Below are 15,929 nucleotides of genomic sequence, written 5' to 3'. Positions count from 1 at the left end.
GGCTCCACTGGCGGTGTCGGCTCGGTGGGCTCGGCGGGAGCTGACGGCAGCGGGGCCGGCCAGGGCACCTGGAAGAAGTTCGCGGTCGCGACATTAGGTCCTTCCGAAAACGAGGGGTTAGTGAGGACGGGGAGCGTTGCGTAGGGCGCGGGAGAGCGGCAGGCAGGCCGCGACGCCGAGCAGTGCGCAGCCAGCGAGCAGGGCAGCGACCAGCGGCCTGCCGCCCGTGTTGAGGGCGATGGCGATGCCCAGCGGGGGACGGACGCCACGGCGGAGGAGGCGGAGATCACGGCCTGGTACCGGCCTACCGCGCCGTCCAGTGTCGCGGTGGACAGATAGGCGCCGACGGCGATGCTGTAACAGACCTCGCCAGGCACTAGGGCCGCGCAAGCGATCGAGTATCCGAGGGTGGTGTGCTGGTAGGCAGCGAAGCCGATACCCCGCTCCCAGGACTGCCGTGCCGACGGCCAAGACGGCGACGGGGGAGAACCGCAGGTCCTCCCCACGACCGATGAGCAGCCGCGTCATGGGCGGGGTGAGCACCAGGACGGCCACGGTGTTCGCGATCATCGCGGTGCCGTACGCGGTGGGCGGAAGCCCGTCCGAGGTCATCAGCAGCGGCAGAACCGACACCAACCCCCACGCGCACACCATGGCCGCCACGGAGACCACGGCGATCCACCGCAGGGTCGGGTCGGCGAGGACCTGGCGGTATGTGACGCCGGCATCGTCACCGGCCGTTGTGAGCTTGCGGGCAGCCAGGAGACGCCAGGCCAGCAGTGCGAAGGCCGCGCACACGACGGCGTTGGCGACGAACAGAGGCCGGTAGCCGTAGTGATGGGCGGCGTAGCCGCCGAGGCCGCCGCACACCGCGATACCGACGTTGATCGACCAGTACAGCGCGGTCTGCGCCCGGGCGCGGCCGCCGGCGGAGGCGATGTGGGTGTTGATCGCGGCTGAGACGGCCGGGCGGTAGGTCTCCATGGTCAGGCCGAGACAGACCGACACGATCAGTAGTGCGGGCAGCGACGCTGCCCAGGTCGGTGCGACGCAGGACAGCGCGGCGAAAGTCATCATGACGACCAGTGCGGTGCGCTGGCCGGCGCGGTCGGTCAGATGGCCGGCCACGGCTTGCCCGAGACACTAGCCGACGCCGAACAGGGTCATGGACGCCCCTGCGGCGGTGGTTCCGTGTGCGGTGGCGACGTAGTAGCCCAAGAAGTCCCAGCTGAAGCCGGCGGACTTCACAGCCAGCGAGGCGGCGATCAGAGCCCAGACCACCGAGCGGCCTGCTCGGGCTGGCACTGCGGGCCGGGTGGCGGTCAGGGGTGCATCGGTGGTGGCCATGAGACGGTCCCCCTTGCAAATCACGGCGGATGTGTGCGGGCAAGCAGAAGGCGGCCGCGGGGTGCGGCCGCCTTCTGACCAGGGGAGCGGGGGCGCTCAGTTGGGGCGGACGGCCCGGTTCGGCCGGAGGGCGCGGTTCGGGCGGCGGTTGGGGCGGATGCGGTTCGGGCGCATGGTTCCTCCGTGTGCGTGTGAAGCCCCCGGACGTGGGGAAGACCATCACGCTAGGAAGGACCCCGCGCGGTGGGAACTCGCGCAGGCTGCTGGGGCGGCTGGGCGTTCAGCTGGCGAAATGAACAGACAGCAGCTTTCGCCTACTGGAACCGCCACGCGTTTGGGCTGGCTCTGTTGCCCAGGCCGTGGATGTTCCTCAGGTCAGGCATGGGCCGCCTGCCGGGCCGCGGCCCGCGCATCGAGTGCTGCCGCCGCGTGGACGCCGCGCTGGCGGAAGACCGCCAGGTGCGATCGGACGTCGGCCACTGCTGCGCGTGTGCGCGCTGAGGCGATGCCGGTCATCTGGTCCAGGGCATCGTTCCACGTCTGGCAGGCTTCTTCGACGCGGCCCTGGCGGCATTGGGCGACGCCGACATCTGCCGCGGTAAGGGCGTGAATGCGCGGGTGGGTTAGGGGGTTCCAGCAGCGTACGGACTGGGCGAATGCCCGTTCGGCTGCCGCAAGGTCACCCAGCGCCATCAGTGCCTTGCCGGTCTGATTCGCCAGGCGAGCCTCTGCGGGACCACCGAGGAAGGCCCAATGCGGCGTCTCGTCCTTCCGGGCTTGGTCCATCAGCTTTTCGGCCTGTCGAAGGGCCTGCGCGGCGGGACGGCGGTCCCTGCGCGCGGCGTGCGCCCGGGCCACGGTCAGGTGTACGAGGGCTTCGGTCTCGCGGTCGACGTGTCCGGCCATGCGGTCGCGGGCCGCTTCCGCGAGGGGCACACACGCGGCGACTGCGACGTGCCCGGTGTCGAAAGCCTGATGCGCGAGGATCCGCAGCACGTATCCCGCGTGGGCCCGCGGGTCGGCTTCTTTGGCGAGCTGAAAAGCGTGGAGGTAGTAGCGCTGGGCCAAGCCGTTCTCGCCGGCGTCATGCGCCTTCCAGCCCGTTGTCGCCGCAGAGACTGTGTCCCATGCAGGTCGTGTCGCTTTAGAGGCGTGCGAGCACTTCGAGCTGTGTCCCGTTGGAACAGAACACCATGTCCCTTTCTCAGAGCGGAAGTGAGACTAACAGGTGACCGAGGTCACATGCTGTTCCGGGGCTGCAAAGGCACCGCTGCAGTCTCCGGACCGGCCACTCGGTCATCGCGGCCTCGGGCGGTTCGTCGTGGCCGAGTCGTGAGCTATCCGCTTGATGCCGTTACGGATTGAACTTTCGGCAGTATCGGATGCTCCACGTCTTCCGTACCGTCACGTCCGTGAACGAGACGATGACCGAAGACGGGAGCGTGGCCGGAGCCGGGGCGGCTGGCTTACGGTGGGTTCTTGATCCGGGCAACCTGCTGGCGGCGGCTACAACGGCAGCGGCCGGTTTGAGCGTGGTGAGCCTGTGGTGGGCCCTGCCGACCGTGATCACCGCGTTTCTGGCAGGGCGGCAGCCTGGAAGAATCCGCCCGACAGCACTGGTACTGGTCGCAGTTCTCGCAGCCGGAGTGGTGGCAGCGTCCGTGGTGCCCTCGTGGCTCGGGTTGGGGAGCCGGTTCGTGGGGGTGGTGGTCCTCGCTGCCATGCTGCCTTGGTTCGTGGGCCGGTTCTGGCGCCAGTACCAGGAACTGATCAGGGCCGGTTGGGAGCGGGCCGAGCATCTGGAACGAGAACAGCGGTTGGTCGCTGAGCAGGCCAGGCTGCTTGAGCGGGCTCGCATTGCGCAGGACATGCATGACGTACTCGGCCATGACCTGAGCCTGATCGCGCTGTCGGCCGGCGCTCTGAAGCTCGCGCCTGGCCTGGAAGACCATCACCGGCTGGCTGCCCAGGACATCAGGGCCAAGGCTGCGGCTGCGGTGGAGCGTCTTGGCGAGGTGATCGGTGTCCTGCGCGAGGAGACGGGTGACGCACCGATGCGGCCGTCCGACTCCAGCCTTACGCATCTGGTTGGTGAGGCATCCGCGTCCGGGCTCGCGGTCGAACTGCGCGTCGATGGTGAGGCATCCGGCCTTCCCCCAGTGGTCGAGCGGGCCGCACACCGCGTCGTGCAGGAAGCGCTGACCAATGTGGCCAAGCACGCTCCCCATGCGGCGACGACGGTCCACGTGTCGCATATGGCGACAGAAACAAAGGTCTTGGTGAAGAACGACCCCGCGTCGGCTGCGGCCGGTCCTCGTCCCTGGAGTGGAGGCCGCGGCCTCATCGGTCTCGATGAACGCATCCGGTTGGCCGGAGGCTCCTTCGAGTACGGCCCCCACGACGGCGGGTTCGCCGTCGTCGCCAGGCTTCCGCACCTGGCCCCAGCGCAGCCACTGCGACCTGCCGCTCCCACTCCTCATCGGCAGGGGGGATTGCCGCAGGAATATCGCCGTGCTCGACGCCATGCCAGCCGCACCCTGGTCACAGCGGTGATGCTGCCCCTTGTGACTGGCGCGGTGCTGAGCGGAGCGCTGATGGGGTGGGAGATGCTGTCCGCGTCGCAGTCGGTGTTGGATCCGCGCGACTACGCCCGCCTGCGAGTAGGGCAGGATCGCTCCGAGGTGGAGCGTGTGCTGCCGGACCGTCAGACGATCCACCGCCTGTCGGCTACCGAACCAAAGGGACGAGGTATTACGTGCGAGTACTACGCAATGACAGCCGACCGGTTCGACGATCGGTCCGGAGACGCGTACCGGCTGTGCTTTCAGAGGAACATGTTGGTGTCCCTCGATGCCCTGACTCCCTGAGCGTTCGATGATCCGGGTGCTGATCGCCGATGACGAGGCGATGATCCGTGCCGGCGTGCGGGCCATATTGTCCACCGATCCAGGCATCGACATCGTTGCCGAGGCCGCCGACGGACATGACGCTGTGGAACTGGTTCGGCGCCATCGCCCCCAGGTGGCCGTGCTCGACATTCGTATGCCGAAGGTCAGCGGCATCGAGGCGGCAGCGGAGATCCACAGGACGGTGCCGACCACCGGTGTGATCATGCTGACGACGTTTGGAGAAGACGACTACATCCTTCAGGCGCTGGGCGGCGGCGCCGCCGGTTTCCTGATCAAGTCGGGCGAGCCCGAGGAGTTGATCACGGGAGTCCGCGCGGTGGCTGACGGCGCCGCCTACCTGTCACCGAAGGTCGCGGCCCGGGTGGTCGCGCACCTCGCGTCGAGCGGCGCTGGTGCCCTGGCCAGTCGGCGCGGTGCCGCTCGTGAACGGGTCAATGGGCTCACCGCCCGAGAACGGGAAGTGCTGTCCTTCCTCGGCAGCGGGTTGTCCAACGGCCAGATCGCCCGCCGACTGCATGTGGTGGAAGGAACGGTCAAGGCGCACGTCAGCTCCGTGCTGGCCCGTCTGGGTGTGGACAACCGGGCCGCTGCCGCCGTCGTAGCGCATGAGGCCGGCATCGTTCCCCCACCAGCGCCTGACCAGCACTGATGTTGCCCGTACCGCGAGCGGCGTCACGGCGAGCAACACAGCAGCCGCGACGGTGCCGCCGAGAATCGCGCCAGCGAGAACGTCGTGTGGGTAGTGGACTCCCACCAGGACGCGCAGAAGCGCCGCCGCCCCGGCCAACGGCAGTGTCGCGAAAGCCAGTCGAGGTCGCAGCATGGTCAGCCCGACCGCGAGAGCGGCGGCCAAGGTGGCGTGGTTACTCGGGAAAGACCAGTCCCCCGCCCCCGGGCACTCCGCGATCGCCTCGACCCCGCGCAGCGCTCGGCAGGGCCGCTCCTCGTCCACGACCAGTTTCAGTGCCTCGCTGATCCCATAGGCGGCAACGGTGCCGACACCGATCACGACGGCCCCTGCGGCGCTGGCCGCGTCCTTGCAGCGGACTGCAGTCCAGCACAGCCAGACCAGCAACAGTCCAAGGATCACCAGGATGCCCTCGGTGGCCACCTCAAGCAGCGAGCCCATCCACGCCGGTGCGTCCGCCACAGCTTCGGTCACCGACCGATACGCGGATACCGAAGCCCCCTTCGTGACCTCAGTTGCGCCAACCTCGCCAAGCCCGCCTGGAGACAGCCAGACAACCGTTCCAGCTCCCGCTCCCAGCAATGCCATGGAGCCCAGCAGTCGGGTGACCCGTAAGTTCTCTTGAGCGTGCGTTTCCATGGCCCCGAACGTAGGAGCGGCAGCAGTCGGAAGCCTGAGCCGAATGGCAGAGCCGGACTTGGACGATGGTCAGGGTTGACACCCGAATGTCCCGACTATCGAGAGCACGGCTCTCCGCCGAGCTGCCCCCTGCGCTAACCCGCATGAGGCTTCTCTCAACTGCACGGCCGGTGCGTGGTCACCGAGCTCCCGCGTGTCGGCAACCGGCGAATGTCCTCGTCTGACGCAGCTTGGTGTCGCAGCCGTTCGATCTCAGCGTGCTGCGCGGCCAGCCGCGAGATCGCGAGGCTCTTGAAGGCCATGAGCTCGGCGAGATCCGCGTCCCGTTCGGCGAGCCGTTCCTTCAGCTCGGCGACCTGGGCCTTCAACCGCTCGATCTGGGAGGCCCTGGGGTCCGTGACGATCCCGGCTGCCTGGGCCTCCTTCACCCGCCGTTCGAACTCCTCCGCGAGGTGCTGGTAGGGACCGGGGCGTTCTCCCTTCGGATAGAAGCCTGTTCGCGTCACTCCTAATGGGGACGTAAGCGTTGGGGATGGCCAGCACGTGGTGAGCCGTATTCGCTCCTGAGGCATTGACCTCCCAAGGCAGAGCCGGTCCCGCGGGCTGGCCATCCCCGACATCCGTCGGGGACGCGTGGCCCGGCGGGGCCCGGGCCACGCTCCAGCCTTCGTCCAGCTCGCCCGGCCCCTCCGGGCCACGCCCCCAGAAGCGTTGAAATCGTTAGCGTCGTGGACCAGGCCGCCAGCAGGGATCACCTCTCACCGCTTCGAGAACCACAGAGTTCCCCTGCAGACCGAGGGCCCTGCCGGCCGCCGGGATCGCGAACGGCTGATCGGATGACGGGCCGCACGAGCCCTTCCATTAGGGAGCCGCGCATCCCCGCACGGCTGTGACCAGCGCCAACACGGAGGGAGAAACCCATGCCCGGCGTCTTCTGCGGGATCGACTGGGCCAGCGACCACCACGACGTGGCCCTGATCGACCAGGACGGCACCCTGTTAGCCAAGCTCCGCATCGACGACAACGCGGCCGGCCTGACCCACTTGCTGGATCTGCTGGCCGATCACGGCGACACCCCACAGTCCCCGGTCCCGGTGGCCATCGAGACCTCCCACGGACTGCTGGTGTCCTGCCTGCGCGCCACCGGCCGACCCGTCTACGCCATCAACCCACTCACCGCCGCCCGCTACCGCGACCGCTACGCCCTGACCCGCAAGAAGTCCGACCACCTGGACGCCAAGGTCCTGGCCAACATCCTGCGCACCGACATCAACGAGCACCGCCCCCTGCCCACCGACAGCGAGCTCGCCCAGGCCATCGCAGTCCTGGCCCGCGCCCAGCAAGACGCCGTCTGGGACCGCACACAAGCAGGCAACAAACTCCGCTCCCACCTGCGCGAATACTTCCCCGGCTTCCTCACGGTGTTCGTTCACTTCCGCGAGGGCATCACCTCACCGGTCACCCGCACCCTGCTGGCCGCCGCCCCCACCCCCATCGAGGCCGCCCGCCTGTCCCGCAGCCAGCTCCGCGCCCTGCTCGTCAAGGCCGGCCGCCAACGCGAGATCACCCCCGAGGTCGAACGCCTTCACCAACTGCTGCGCGAACCGCAGATGCAGCAACCACCCCTGGTCGAACAGGCCATGGGCGCCAAAACCCAAGCCCTGCTACGACAGTTCAACGCAGCCTGCACCAGCGCCAACGAGCTCGAAGCCGCCACCGTCGCAGCGTTCGAGACGCACCCGGACGCCGAGATCATCACCAGCTTCCCGGCCTCGGAGCCCTCACCGGCGCCCGCGTCCTGGCAGAACTCGGCGACGACCACACCCGATTCGCCGACGCCCGGGCACTCAAGGCCTACGCCGGCGCCGCCCCCATCACCCGCGCCTCAGGCAAGAAAACAGTGGTGCTGGCCAGGCACATCAAGAACCAACGACTGGCCGCCGTCGGCTACCTGTGGGCCTTCGCCGCCCTCACCGCATCACCCGGCGCCCGAGCCCACTACGACCGCCGCCGAGCCACCGAAGAACGCCACACCGCCGCCCAACGCAACCTCTTCAACCGCATGCTCGGCTGCCTCCACCACTGCCTGACCACGCGGATCCCCTACAGCGAAGAGATCGCCTTCCCCACCGTGGCTTGACAGATCAACCGCATCGGATGTCTGCCTCGGCCGCCAGGGTCTTGAGATCGCACCCGCCGCCCGGCGGGATCGCTCCGGCCAGCAGCCGGTCCATCGCCGCCCGGATCGCTGCTTCGTTCCGGGCGCGGGTCTCTGCTGTCAGACGTCCCATCTCAGTCCTCCATCCCGGCCGCGACTGTCGGGCCCCGGCTGGCTGCGTCGATGTCCGCGATGACCCTCTCCGCGCGGGCCAACTCCGCTTCCAGGCAGGTCCGTTCGGCCTTCTGCCCGCGCCCGAGCATCCTGATGAACACCTTGTTCTGCTCGACGGTCTTCTCCCAGACCGGGCGATGGCGGGGATGATGGGTGGCCTGCGGACAGCGAGCCGAGTCACACATGCCGATCAACGGCCGATCCGCGGTCGGTGTCCCCGCGAGTTTCAGGCACAGCGCCTTCGCGGGGTCGGCGAACCAGCAGTAGTTCGCGGTCCCCAGGTGCAGGGTCTTGGCCCGTTTCATAAGCATGCCGCGAACCTGCTGGTCGTTGGTGATCACATTCGGTGCTGTCCGGAGCGCGTCGTCGAGCTGGCCGTCCACGCTCTGGAAGAAGTCCAACAGGTCACGGGCGCCAGGGCCGGACGGCTTGATCCCCGCTCGGGCGTTCTTCCACTCCTCGGTGACGATGGCGAGGTTCCGCTTCTCCTCCTCCTTGCCGACCTCCGCGAGGAATCGGGACTGTGATCCGCCAGGACGGTTCGCGTAGCCCTCGGTGGTGATCACCGACACATGCTTCAGGTGAATCTTCGCAGCGAGGAGACCACCGGGCCGATAGGCCAGTTCGACGGCGAGCGTTCTCCTCAGCATGCGCAGATTCACCGACCCGTCGGGGATCGGCGCGAGTCCGAGCCGCTGGCCGGCCGGACCGTTCACCCAGTGCCGGGAAGGTCTTGTAGGCGGAGGCGAACCCGGACACGGTGAACAGATGCGGGCTGGAGGAGTCATGCAGGCGCTCGGCCAGTGCGATCGCCTCGTAGACCTCCTCGGTCACCACCCATTCGTCGTCAGTGCCGCCAAGCGCCTGCCCCTTGATCAGTTTCCCGCCGATCCGGAAGCGCCGCAGTCCCCGGTAGGACTCCTGCGGTGGACGGCGGCATCCCACGAGGAGTTCGGCGAGCTCGCTGGCTCTCATTCCGCTGACGGCCGCCGTCAACAGCAGGCAGGCCGACCGCATGCGCGCGACCAGAGGGCCCACGTCCAGCTCGCCTATCGGTGCGGTCCAGGGGATGGGTCCCTTGCCATCGGCCCTCGGCACGGGGGCCGCGTCACGGCCGAGCGGGGCCTCGACACCTACCGCGGTCACGGCCCGCTCCAGGTCCTCGCGCAGGAGGTTCACCCAGGGCAGCGGGAAGCTTCCGATCCCGGCGTCCCTGGCCACGGCGGAGAAGTTGACCGGCAGCAGTGGATCAGCGGAGGCGAGGGTGCGCAACTAAGCAACAACAAAGTCCGCGAGATAGGCAAGCTCTGCCGCCGCGCCGAACATGCGGCGTCGGGTGGAGCCTTCCGAGCCCGGGAAACCGCGCTTGCCGCGGATCCCATTCCAGCGAGTCAACGCTCGCTTCCTTTCCGGCATTACACGCCGGACCCCAGTACCGCTGGCCGACGCCGCGTGTGCTCATCGGTCGCATACAGGACTGCCCTCACGCCTGTAGCTGTCGCGGGGCTGGGCGAGGGGCAGTCCCCAACGTCCCGGCAGGCGCCGATGCCTCAGCATCCGGCGCGCCGGGTCTCCACGTCGCTCGGCAGAACGTCATGGCATCGGAGACAACCAGTACGACCACGCAAACGCAGGAAGCCCAAGGCGCGCGTCGCCCTGCGGAAAAGCCCGGCCGCACCACCCGTCCCCCGATCGCGTTGCCCTTTCCGCAGCGCACCGGGGGGCATGCACCATGATCCGGCACGTCGGCGCATTATCGTCGCGGGTGCTGGTCCGGCGGGAATGGCCTGTGCCCGGGCGGTCGCCTTGGTACGACCTGCGGTGGAAGTCCTGCTGGCCGAGGCCGGCCGCCCGTACCGGCGGCGTCCGTGTTTCGGTGTCCGGCGTCTCAGCTCAGGCAGGGATCCGCTCGTAGCGCGCCGCACGGCTCGGAACCCGCGTTGGCTTGTCCTCGGCATCTGCGCCATCGTCGTGGCAGGAACACTCGTGCGCCCCGACTGTGCAGTCTCGTTCGGCTACGTAACGATTGGCGGCAAGGTTATGGGCTCGGACGGGAAAGCGACGACAGTCAAGGAACTCCGAGCCAAGGCCTACCAGGATGCCTACGACTCTGGCGCCTGCGAGAAACCCCACTCGCGCTGGCATGACTGGGTCAACTGACCTGGCCTGCCAGTGAGCCTCTGAGCTGACCAGCGCACCGACACGTCCGAGTGCCGTTTGCGTAGTCGACTGGCCGGAGCGGAGGCGCCCGTCCTAAAGTCGAACATATGAGCGAACTGCCGCCGGATGTGGAACGCCTCCGTGTGATCCGCGTGTATCTGGAACTTCAGCTCGCTGCGGTGGACGCGAAGATCGAGCAGGCCGCGGCCGCCGCGCCCCCCGCGGTGACGACGCCCAGGCCGTCACGCGACGAGCAGTCGTTCGCCCGTGGCGGCCGCGGGTGGCGGCTGGAGAGCATCCCGCCTCCGACCGGCAAGGGACCGGGACGTGGCGTCATTCATCGGAGCGACTGCCCGGCCGCGGCCGGCGGATGGCTGAGTCGGAAGGAGCGGGACGTCGCCCTCGATCAGCCGGAGGTTACGTCGTGCCCGAAGTGCCGCCCCGACCAGTGATCTCCGGATAAACCAAAGACGCCCCCCGTACGGCCGCGTGAGTCCGTACGGGGGCGCTGCGGTTGCCAAGGGTCCCAGCACTAGGATCCGGCCGTAGGGGTGTGAGAGGTGTTGAGGGGCCGATAGCGATGCTGGCAGTACGCATGGCGGCAACAGTGCTCGCCACGTGGCTTTGCCTGATCGTGGCGTTGATAGCGCCCTCACTCCTGCCGCAGCGGTGGCAGTGGTACATCTATTCGCCTGCGTCTGTCGGCCTGTGGATGCTGACGATGGTCGTCGCACCCTTCGTCGTCTGCATTTTTGTGTGGCGGTGGATCAAGGCGGGCGGTAAGTGAGTCGCTGCGAACGCCGTCCCTGAGGGCTTTGCGCGACCCTGAGCGACCGTACGGGGCGCTATGGGTGGCCAGGCGAGGAACTGCACGGCGTACCCGGTGAGGGAGCCGAGGACGGCCGCGCCGCCAGATGCGGTCCACGCGCGGCGTTCGAGAGGCAGGCCTCTGCGGCAGGGTGATCCCGCCCTCGGCGTTGGGCGGCATCTTGAGGGTCTGCCAGACCTCGCGGCCTCGTCGAACGCTGCGCCCATGCCTGGGCCCTGGTCGCGGAGGTAGCCGTCCGGAACGACGCCGGGATGGGCTTGGCGGCGTCTTCTCGGTGTACTTGTGATCTTTGCCGCCCCACTCCCAGTAGAGCGGGGGCGCTTCCGCGTTCGGTGAGGAAGAGCCCCGAAGCGATGCCTTCACGGTAGGTGTCGGGCCAGGCGCACAGTGTCGTGGGAGAAGAGCCGGGGGCTGGCCCTTAGTCTCCAGAGCTGTGCATTGGCCGCGTCTACCGCACCGGGCTGTTCAGAATCGGGCACTCAAGCTGCGCGAACAGCTCGCTATGCGTGATCACCCAACGTCGTAGGGTGCGGCAGGGCCCGCCGGCCGAACGTGCCGGTGTGCATCTCCTCGCGTTATACGCGTCGGGTGGCAGATCCCGCACCGAACGGTATTCGCGTCGGTATACCTGGGTGCATACTGTCCTTATGGCTGACACCACCGTGAAGATTGACACAGAGACGCGGGACCGCTTCGCGGCTCTGGCCGCAGCCCGCGGCCTTAGCGTCCGCGCCTACCTTGCCGAGCTGGCGGTGGCGGAGGAGAACCAAGCCAACCTGGGCAAGGCAACCGATTCCTTCCGTGCTGCTGTTTCCCGACCCGGCTTCGCTGAGGCCTTCGACCGCGACTTCGGCGCACCGCCGGCGCGTGCTCCGTACCGGGCGGCCTGAGCCTTGGAACTGTTGATCGACCATCGCTGGCTCCTGGACCGTCAGGAAGACCTCCTTGGCAAGGACCTCGCCGTCCGTGACTACTCAGGGCTCGTCGCGGCCGTAGCGCGGCACCGGGTCAACACCCCCAGCCTCGAGGTCGACACCCCGGATGCCTACTGGCGGGCTGCTGCGCTGCTCGACACGATCATCCTTCAGCGCCCCCTGCCAGCCCGTAACGAGCTGTACGGCTACGGCATCGCCGTCGCCTACATCGAAGCGTCCGGCGAAAGGGTCGACGCCACCTACGAGCAGTGGCGCGACCTGATTACCGACATCAGGGCCTTTCGCGTGACCGTCTTCGACGTCGCAGATCGCCTGCGCTCCTGGCAGAGCCCGACACAGGGGTGATGCGGTCTCCTCGCAGCCCACGTTTCGGGCGCGGTGGAGGAAGGGTCGATGCCCGGCCAATCGGCCGAGGTGGTCGGCCCCTCACCGGAGACAGCGAACGCGGCGCACACGCCGAGTGGGCAGCTGCGGGATTGGCGTGGGCCGGAATTGAAGGGGAGCCCCGGTAAGACCGTGCTGGTCGCTATTAGGGTTTCTGCAGTGGGTGTCGGCAGCGTTCCGCCGTCGCGGCCGGCACCTGGTCCGTGTGACGTGTCAGGCGCTTCCCGTCGCGGCCGCCGGATCCCCGGACGCCTCCAGGACCGCGGCCACCGCGTGCTCGGTGCGCGCGTCCATCGAGATGTCGTAGGCCCGCGTGACCTCGGTGACCCGGGCCACCGCTTTGCGGGCCCCCGAGTGATTGCCGGCGGCTTGCTCGATGGCGATCCAGTCGCGGTAGAGGACCTCGGCGGTCTCATCGATGTCCAGGCCCCGCAGCACCGCGCCCCGGGCCGCGTCCCAGTCCGGCGCGTCACCTGCGCAGTGCCAGGCGGCGAGGGTGTGCACGACGTCGACGATGCGGGACAGCATCTCCTGCTGCACTGACACCGCCCACGGATACTCCTGTCCGTCGAAGGGTCGGCCGCGAACCAGAGCGAGCGCAGCTTCCAGGTCCGCCATGCCCGCCACCGGGCCCGCGGCCGGGCCCCGGGTCGCGAGGTCCTGGAACCTCGCCCAGTCCGAGCGGATCGACGGGTGGAAGGCGTATCCCGACCCTGCTCTGGGCCGGGGCAGGTACGGCCGCCCGTCCGGGGCAGCTCCGAAGCGGGCCCGGATCTCCGACAGCCGGGACTGCAGGGTGCGGGTCGTCCACGGCGAGGCCGGGTCCATGAACGTGCACAGCGCGTCGGCGTTCCGGCCGGGCTTGAGGTAGATCAGCGCCGCGAGCGTCTCCAAGCGCGGTCCATGCCCGGAGCCGGTGATCCCGGACACCTGCAGAGAGCCGAGCACATTGATCTCCGGAGCCTCCGGGCCGGACGGCTCAGGCATCGACGCCACCTCACCGGCGGCGCTGACGGTCTCCCCGCTTTCCGCAGCGATGGAAACATCCCAGTTCTCAGGCTCCACAGCCGAGTCCGGGCCGGACGGCGCAGGTTCTTTGACCAGGTGGATCCGGCCCGGGTCGGCGGTGGCCAGCAGAGCCGGGAACGGCCTGCCTGCCTCGGCGGCCGCGCTGGCATCGTCGGCAATCGGGTGCAACAGCATGGGATGTGGTGCTGGCCGCGCGGTCGCGGCAGCGTGAGCATGGGCCTCGGCGAGCTGCCACGCGCCCTTCGCACGTGCCGCGGGCTGATCCGCGACGCCGAGAGCGTGGACCAGTTCCCGGTATTGCTCATCCGATAGCCGCTGCAACTCCACCGGGCCAGCCGCCAACGCGGGCAAGCTCGCCGTCGTCGTCCCGGCGACCGGAACGGCGCTGGCGTCAGGGAAGGCCTGCCGGGTCGCCGGGGTCTCGGGCAGGACGACGGTGACCGGCAGGTTCCGGGCGGCGGCGATCGCGTCGGCGAGCTGCCAGACCTGCTCGGGATCGACATCGGCCGCACAGATCAGGATCCACGGCAGCGGCTCCACCGCCTGGTCCTCGCCGTGCTGATACACCTCCACCAAAAGCGCCCCGAGGTCGGAGACCACCGACGACAGATGCGGCATCGCCCGCAACCGGCCCTTCGGCAACAGCCCCGCCAGACGGCTTCCCAACCCCACGGTGAGGACCTCGGTATGGTCACTCCACACACAGGTGCCCGCCTCCAACGCCAACGCCCGCGCCACCGCGAGCACATTCTCCGGCGTCCCGTCCAGCAGCAGCCCACCGGCCTGAAAGAGGTTGACCAGCACCAGGTCGCCGGACTCGGCCGCTCCCAGCGTGACCAGCCCCGGATACGGTGCGGGCACTTCCCGACCCTGCTCCGCCGGCAGCAGCGGCAGACCGCTGTCCAGCACCCACACTCCTGCCGACTTGCCTGTGGTGAACGGCGGGACCGGGTCGGCCTCGGGGTCGTCGACGACCAGGTGCACCGCGCCGGACGCGGTGACCCGGGCACCCTGCACCGTCGGCACCTGGTCGCCGGACTCGGCTGCCCGGTGAGCCAGGGTGCGCAGCACGGAGTCGAGCAGCGCGACACCGGCCGGCTCGCCCGCGGCCTGCAGGACCTGCTCGGTCCGGGTCGGGTCGTCGTCGATCGCGATGGTCTCGCCCGCCCGGCGTCGGCGCTGCTGCAGAATTCGCCGCACCCCCAGGGCACCCGTCAGCAACGCGGCCAGCAACGTGCCGATCCCGGCCGTCAGCACGACCTGCCGCTCCATCCCGGAAGCTGGCGCGGTGTCAGCGCGGCCTGCCGGGGCGGCGTCTGCGGAGACCGACGGCGAGGGAGGTGTCGACGGCGAGGCGGCAGGCGCCTCGGCCGCGGAAGGCGCCCCCGACCGCGGCGACCCGGTCGGGGTAGCAGCGGTCGGTTCGGTGGCTGCGCTGGTGCGCTGCGTCGCCCGTGTGTGGTCAGGAGTCCTGTCGGGCACAGTGGTATCGGCCGGGCGTGAGGGGTCTGCCGACCTGGGCGTGGACGTCGGCCGCGACGTCTCCCCGTTCGGCGATGCGACCGCCAGCGGTGTCGCAGCTGCGGTAGAGGGCGCCGCTTGCGGTGCCGTGGAGGGACGCGCCGTACGGTCGGGTCCGCTGGGAACGTCGGTGTTGCCCGGGGGAGGGGTGCGGTCGCGCGAGTGCTCGCGATTGTCCTGCTGCGGGCCGGCAGCAGGAGTGGGCGTGTCCGAGCTGGGGAGGTCGAGGTGCTGACCGGGGTAGATGAGGTCGGGGTCGGTGAAGTGGCGGCCGCCGGGCTGGGCTTCGCCCCGGTTGAGACGGAAGATCGCCGGGAAGCGGTCGGCGTCACCGAGCTCGTCTTCGGCGATCTGCGACAGAGTGTCGCCCGGACGCACCGTGTACGGCTCCGGCCTGGTTTCGTCGAGGGCGCTCCCACGGCCGCCCTGCGCACGGGGTCCGGTGGGCGCGGCGTCGTCGGGCAGGAGCAGCACCCAGCCGGGCTGGATCGGATCCTCCGCCCGGAAGACGGTGCCGTCGCTCATGGTGCGTCCGTCGTTGAGGGTGGCGATCTCTTCCCAGCGGTAGCCGTCGCCGAGCCGGTCCTCGGCGATCGACCACAAGCTCTCCGCCGGCCGGACGGCCCGCACCGTGTGCGTGACCGCACCGTCCTGCTCTGCCTGAGCGGTCGCGGCCGGGGTGGCCGCGGCATGCCCGCCTCGGGCCGGAGCCGGGGAACTGGCTGCCGCAGCGGCGCTGGTGACGGCGTGGGCGGGGGTGGGGGAGGCCAGAGCAGTGCCGGTGGGCAGAGCGACCAGGATCGCGCCGACCAGCGCGGCGGCGGCGCGCTGCCCGACTAGCAGCCGCAGCTTCGGTGCGGTCCGGCCGCGCAGCTGAACCGGGACCTCGACAGCAACGGCGGCCGCGAAGCCCGCCCACCCCGCCCAGCCGGCCACCGCGAGGGCCAGCAGGAACACCTGCCCGGAGTCCTGCGTGCTCAGCAGGTTGCCCAGAGCTTGGATGCCGGGAGGACCGACGATGGCGGTTCCCCACCACAACAGCACCGGCAGGCCGAGCAGCAGCGCGGCCAGCAGCAAAAGACTCGCGGCCGCTCGTACGACTGCGCCGATGGTGGCGCCACGGGTTCGTGTTTGACGGGTGGGTGGTCTGCGGGGA

At 69.3% G+C, this 15,929-nt stretch carries 13 protein-coding genes and 2 pseudogenes; 7 read left to right on the top strand and 8 right to left on the bottom strand.

Annotated elements, in window-relative coordinates:
- Nucleotides 1-117 precede the first annotated feature (117 nt).
- The 3 genes from CHF15_RS30950 to CHF15_RS30945 all read right to left on the bottom strand — a co-directional run bounded on the left by CHF15_RS30950 (nt 118) and on the right by CHF15_RS30945 (nt 2,415).
- Nucleotides 118-1,128, bottom strand: coding sequence for an MFS transporter (locus tag CHF15_RS30950; protein WP_245939125.1), 1,011 nt, complete (start codon nt 1,126-1,128; stop codon nt 118-120).
- A 15-nt stretch (nt 1,129-1,143) separates the two neighbouring features.
- Nucleotides 1,144-1,347, bottom strand: a complete 204-nt coding sequence (locus CHF15_RS45955) for a hypothetical protein (RefSeq protein WP_245939124.1) — start codon at nt 1,345-1,347, stop codon at nt 1,144-1,146.
- A 375-nt stretch (nt 1,348-1,722) separates the two neighbouring features.
- Nucleotides 1,723-2,415, bottom strand: a complete 693-nt coding sequence (locus tag CHF15_RS30945) for a hypothetical protein (protein WP_089227202.1) — start codon at nt 2,413-2,415, stop codon at nt 1,723-1,725.
- 356 nt (nt 2,416-2,771) lie between these two features.
- Between CHF15_RS30945 and CHF15_RS30940 the strand changes: the two genes are divergently transcribed.
- Together CHF15_RS30940 and CHF15_RS30935 are read left to right on the top strand one after the other, a co-directional pair.
- Nucleotides 2,772-4,214 (top strand): sensor histidine kinase, encoded by a 1,443-nt coding sequence (locus CHF15_RS30940; RefSeq protein WP_245939131.1) that lies wholly within the window; start codon nt 2,772-2,774, stop codon nt 4,212-4,214.
- A gap of 7 nt (nt 4,215-4,221) precedes the next feature.
- A complete protein-coding gene (locus CHF15_RS30935; RefSeq protein ID WP_089227200.1) occupies nt 4,222-4,905 on the top strand; it encodes a response regulator transcription factor in 684 nt (227 codons plus the stop codon).
- Here the strand turns inward: CHF15_RS30935 and CHF15_RS46905 are convergent.
- Both CHF15_RS46905 and CHF15_RS30925 read right to left on the bottom strand, forming a co-directional pair.
- A pseudogene (locus CHF15_RS46905) lies at nt 4,867-5,583 on the bottom strand (phosphatase PAP2 family protein); the annotation flags it as partial. The gene CHF15_RS30935 and the pseudogene CHF15_RS46905 overlap by 39 nt on opposite strands.
- A 155-nt stretch (nt 5,584-5,738) precedes the next feature.
- Entirely contained in the window at nt 5,739-6,011 is a 273-nt protein-coding gene (locus CHF15_RS30925) for a hypothetical protein (protein ID WP_322975709.1), read from the bottom strand.
- A gap of 492 nt (nt 6,012-6,503) precedes the next feature.
- On the opposite strand from CHF15_RS30925, the pseudogene CHF15_RS30920 reads away from it, so the two are divergent.
- Nucleotides 6,504-7,723, top strand: a pseudogene (locus CHF15_RS30920) (IS110 family RNA-guided transposase).
- 4 nt (nt 7,724-7,727) lie between these two features.
- Here the strand turns inward: CHF15_RS30920 and CHF15_RS45135 are convergent.
- Complete coding sequence (locus CHF15_RS45135) at nt 7,728-7,874, bottom strand: hypothetical protein (protein WP_179280039.1); 147 nt, start codon at nt 7,872-7,874, stop codon at nt 7,728-7,730.
- A gap of 1 nt (nt 7,875) precedes the next feature.
- Entirely contained in the window at nt 7,876-8,631 is a 756-nt protein-coding gene (locus CHF15_RS30915) for a hypothetical protein (protein ID WP_143681673.1), read from the bottom strand.
- A 1,551-nt stretch (nt 8,632-10,182) separates the two neighbouring features.
- Between CHF15_RS30915 and CHF15_RS30910 the strand changes: the two genes are divergently transcribed.
- The 4 genes from CHF15_RS30910 to CHF15_RS30895 all read left to right on the top strand — a co-directional run bounded on the left by CHF15_RS30910 (nt 10,183) and on the right by CHF15_RS30895 (nt 12,184).
- Nucleotides 10,183-10,527, top strand: coding sequence for a DUF6233 domain-containing protein (locus CHF15_RS30910; protein ID WP_089227198.1), 345 nt, complete (start codon nt 10,183-10,185; stop codon nt 10,525-10,527).
- A 128-nt stretch (nt 10,528-10,655) separates the two neighbouring features.
- Entirely contained in the window at nt 10,656-10,862 is a 207-nt protein-coding gene (locus CHF15_RS30905) for a hypothetical protein (RefSeq protein WP_245939123.1), read from the top strand.
- 689 nt (nt 10,863-11,551) lie between these two features.
- Nucleotides 11,552-11,794, top strand: a complete 243-nt coding sequence (locus CHF15_RS30900) for an antitoxin MazE7 (protein WP_089227196.1) — start codon at nt 11,552-11,554, stop codon at nt 11,792-11,794.
- Nucleotides 11,795-11,797: 3 nt separating this feature from the next.
- A complete protein-coding gene (locus tag CHF15_RS30895; protein WP_089227195.1) occupies nt 11,798-12,184 on the top strand; it encodes a toxin Doc in 387 nt (128 codons plus the stop codon).
- Nucleotides 12,185-12,436: 252 nt separating this feature from the next.
- Here the strand turns inward: CHF15_RS30895 and CHF15_RS30890 are convergent, their stop codons facing one another.
- On the bottom strand, nt 12,437-15,850 hold the full coding sequence (locus CHF15_RS30890; protein ID WP_089227194.1) for a LysM peptidoglycan-binding domain-containing protein: 3,414 nt from the start codon (nt 15,848-15,850) through the stop codon (nt 12,437-12,439).
- Nucleotides 15,851-15,929: the final 79 nt, after the last annotated feature.

It is taken from the genome of Actinacidiphila glaucinigra (assembly GCF_900188405.1).
In the GTDB taxonomy this organism is placed as follows: Bacteria; Actinomycetota; Actinomycetes; order Streptomycetales; family Streptomycetaceae; genus Actinacidiphila; species Actinacidiphila glaucinigra.
The sequence above is the reverse complement of the archived record's forward strand: the minus strand, read 5'-3'. Positions and strand labels throughout refer to the sequence as shown.

Excerpts from the sequence above, each read along its gene's own strand:
- CHF15_RS45955 (WP_245939124.1), bottom strand. The coding sequence starts at position 1,347 with ATGGCCACCACCGATGCACCCCTGACCGCCACCCGGCCCGCAGTGCCA.
- CHF15_RS30940 (WP_245939131.1), top strand. The coding sequence starts at position 2,772 with ATGACCGAAGACGGGAGCGTGGCCGGAGCCGGGGCGGCTGGCTTACGG.
- CHF15_RS30935 (WP_089227200.1), top strand. The coding sequence starts at position 4,222 with ATGATCCGGGTGCTGATCGCCGATGACGAGGCGATGATCCGTGCCGGC.
- CHF15_RS45135 (WP_179280039.1), bottom strand. The coding sequence starts at position 7,874 with ATGGGACGTCTGACAGCAGAGACCCGCGCCCGGAACGAAGCAGCGATC.
- CHF15_RS30910 (WP_089227198.1), top strand. The coding sequence starts at position 10,183 with ATGAGCGAACTGCCGCCGGATGTGGAACGCCTCCGTGTGATCCGCGTG.
- CHF15_RS30905 (WP_245939123.1), top strand. The coding sequence starts at position 10,656 with ATGCTGGCAGTACGCATGGCGGCAACAGTGCTCGCCACGTGGCTTTGC.
- CHF15_RS30900 (WP_089227196.1), top strand. The coding sequence starts at position 11,552 with ATGGCTGACACCACCGTGAAGATTGACACAGAGACGCGGGACCGCTTC.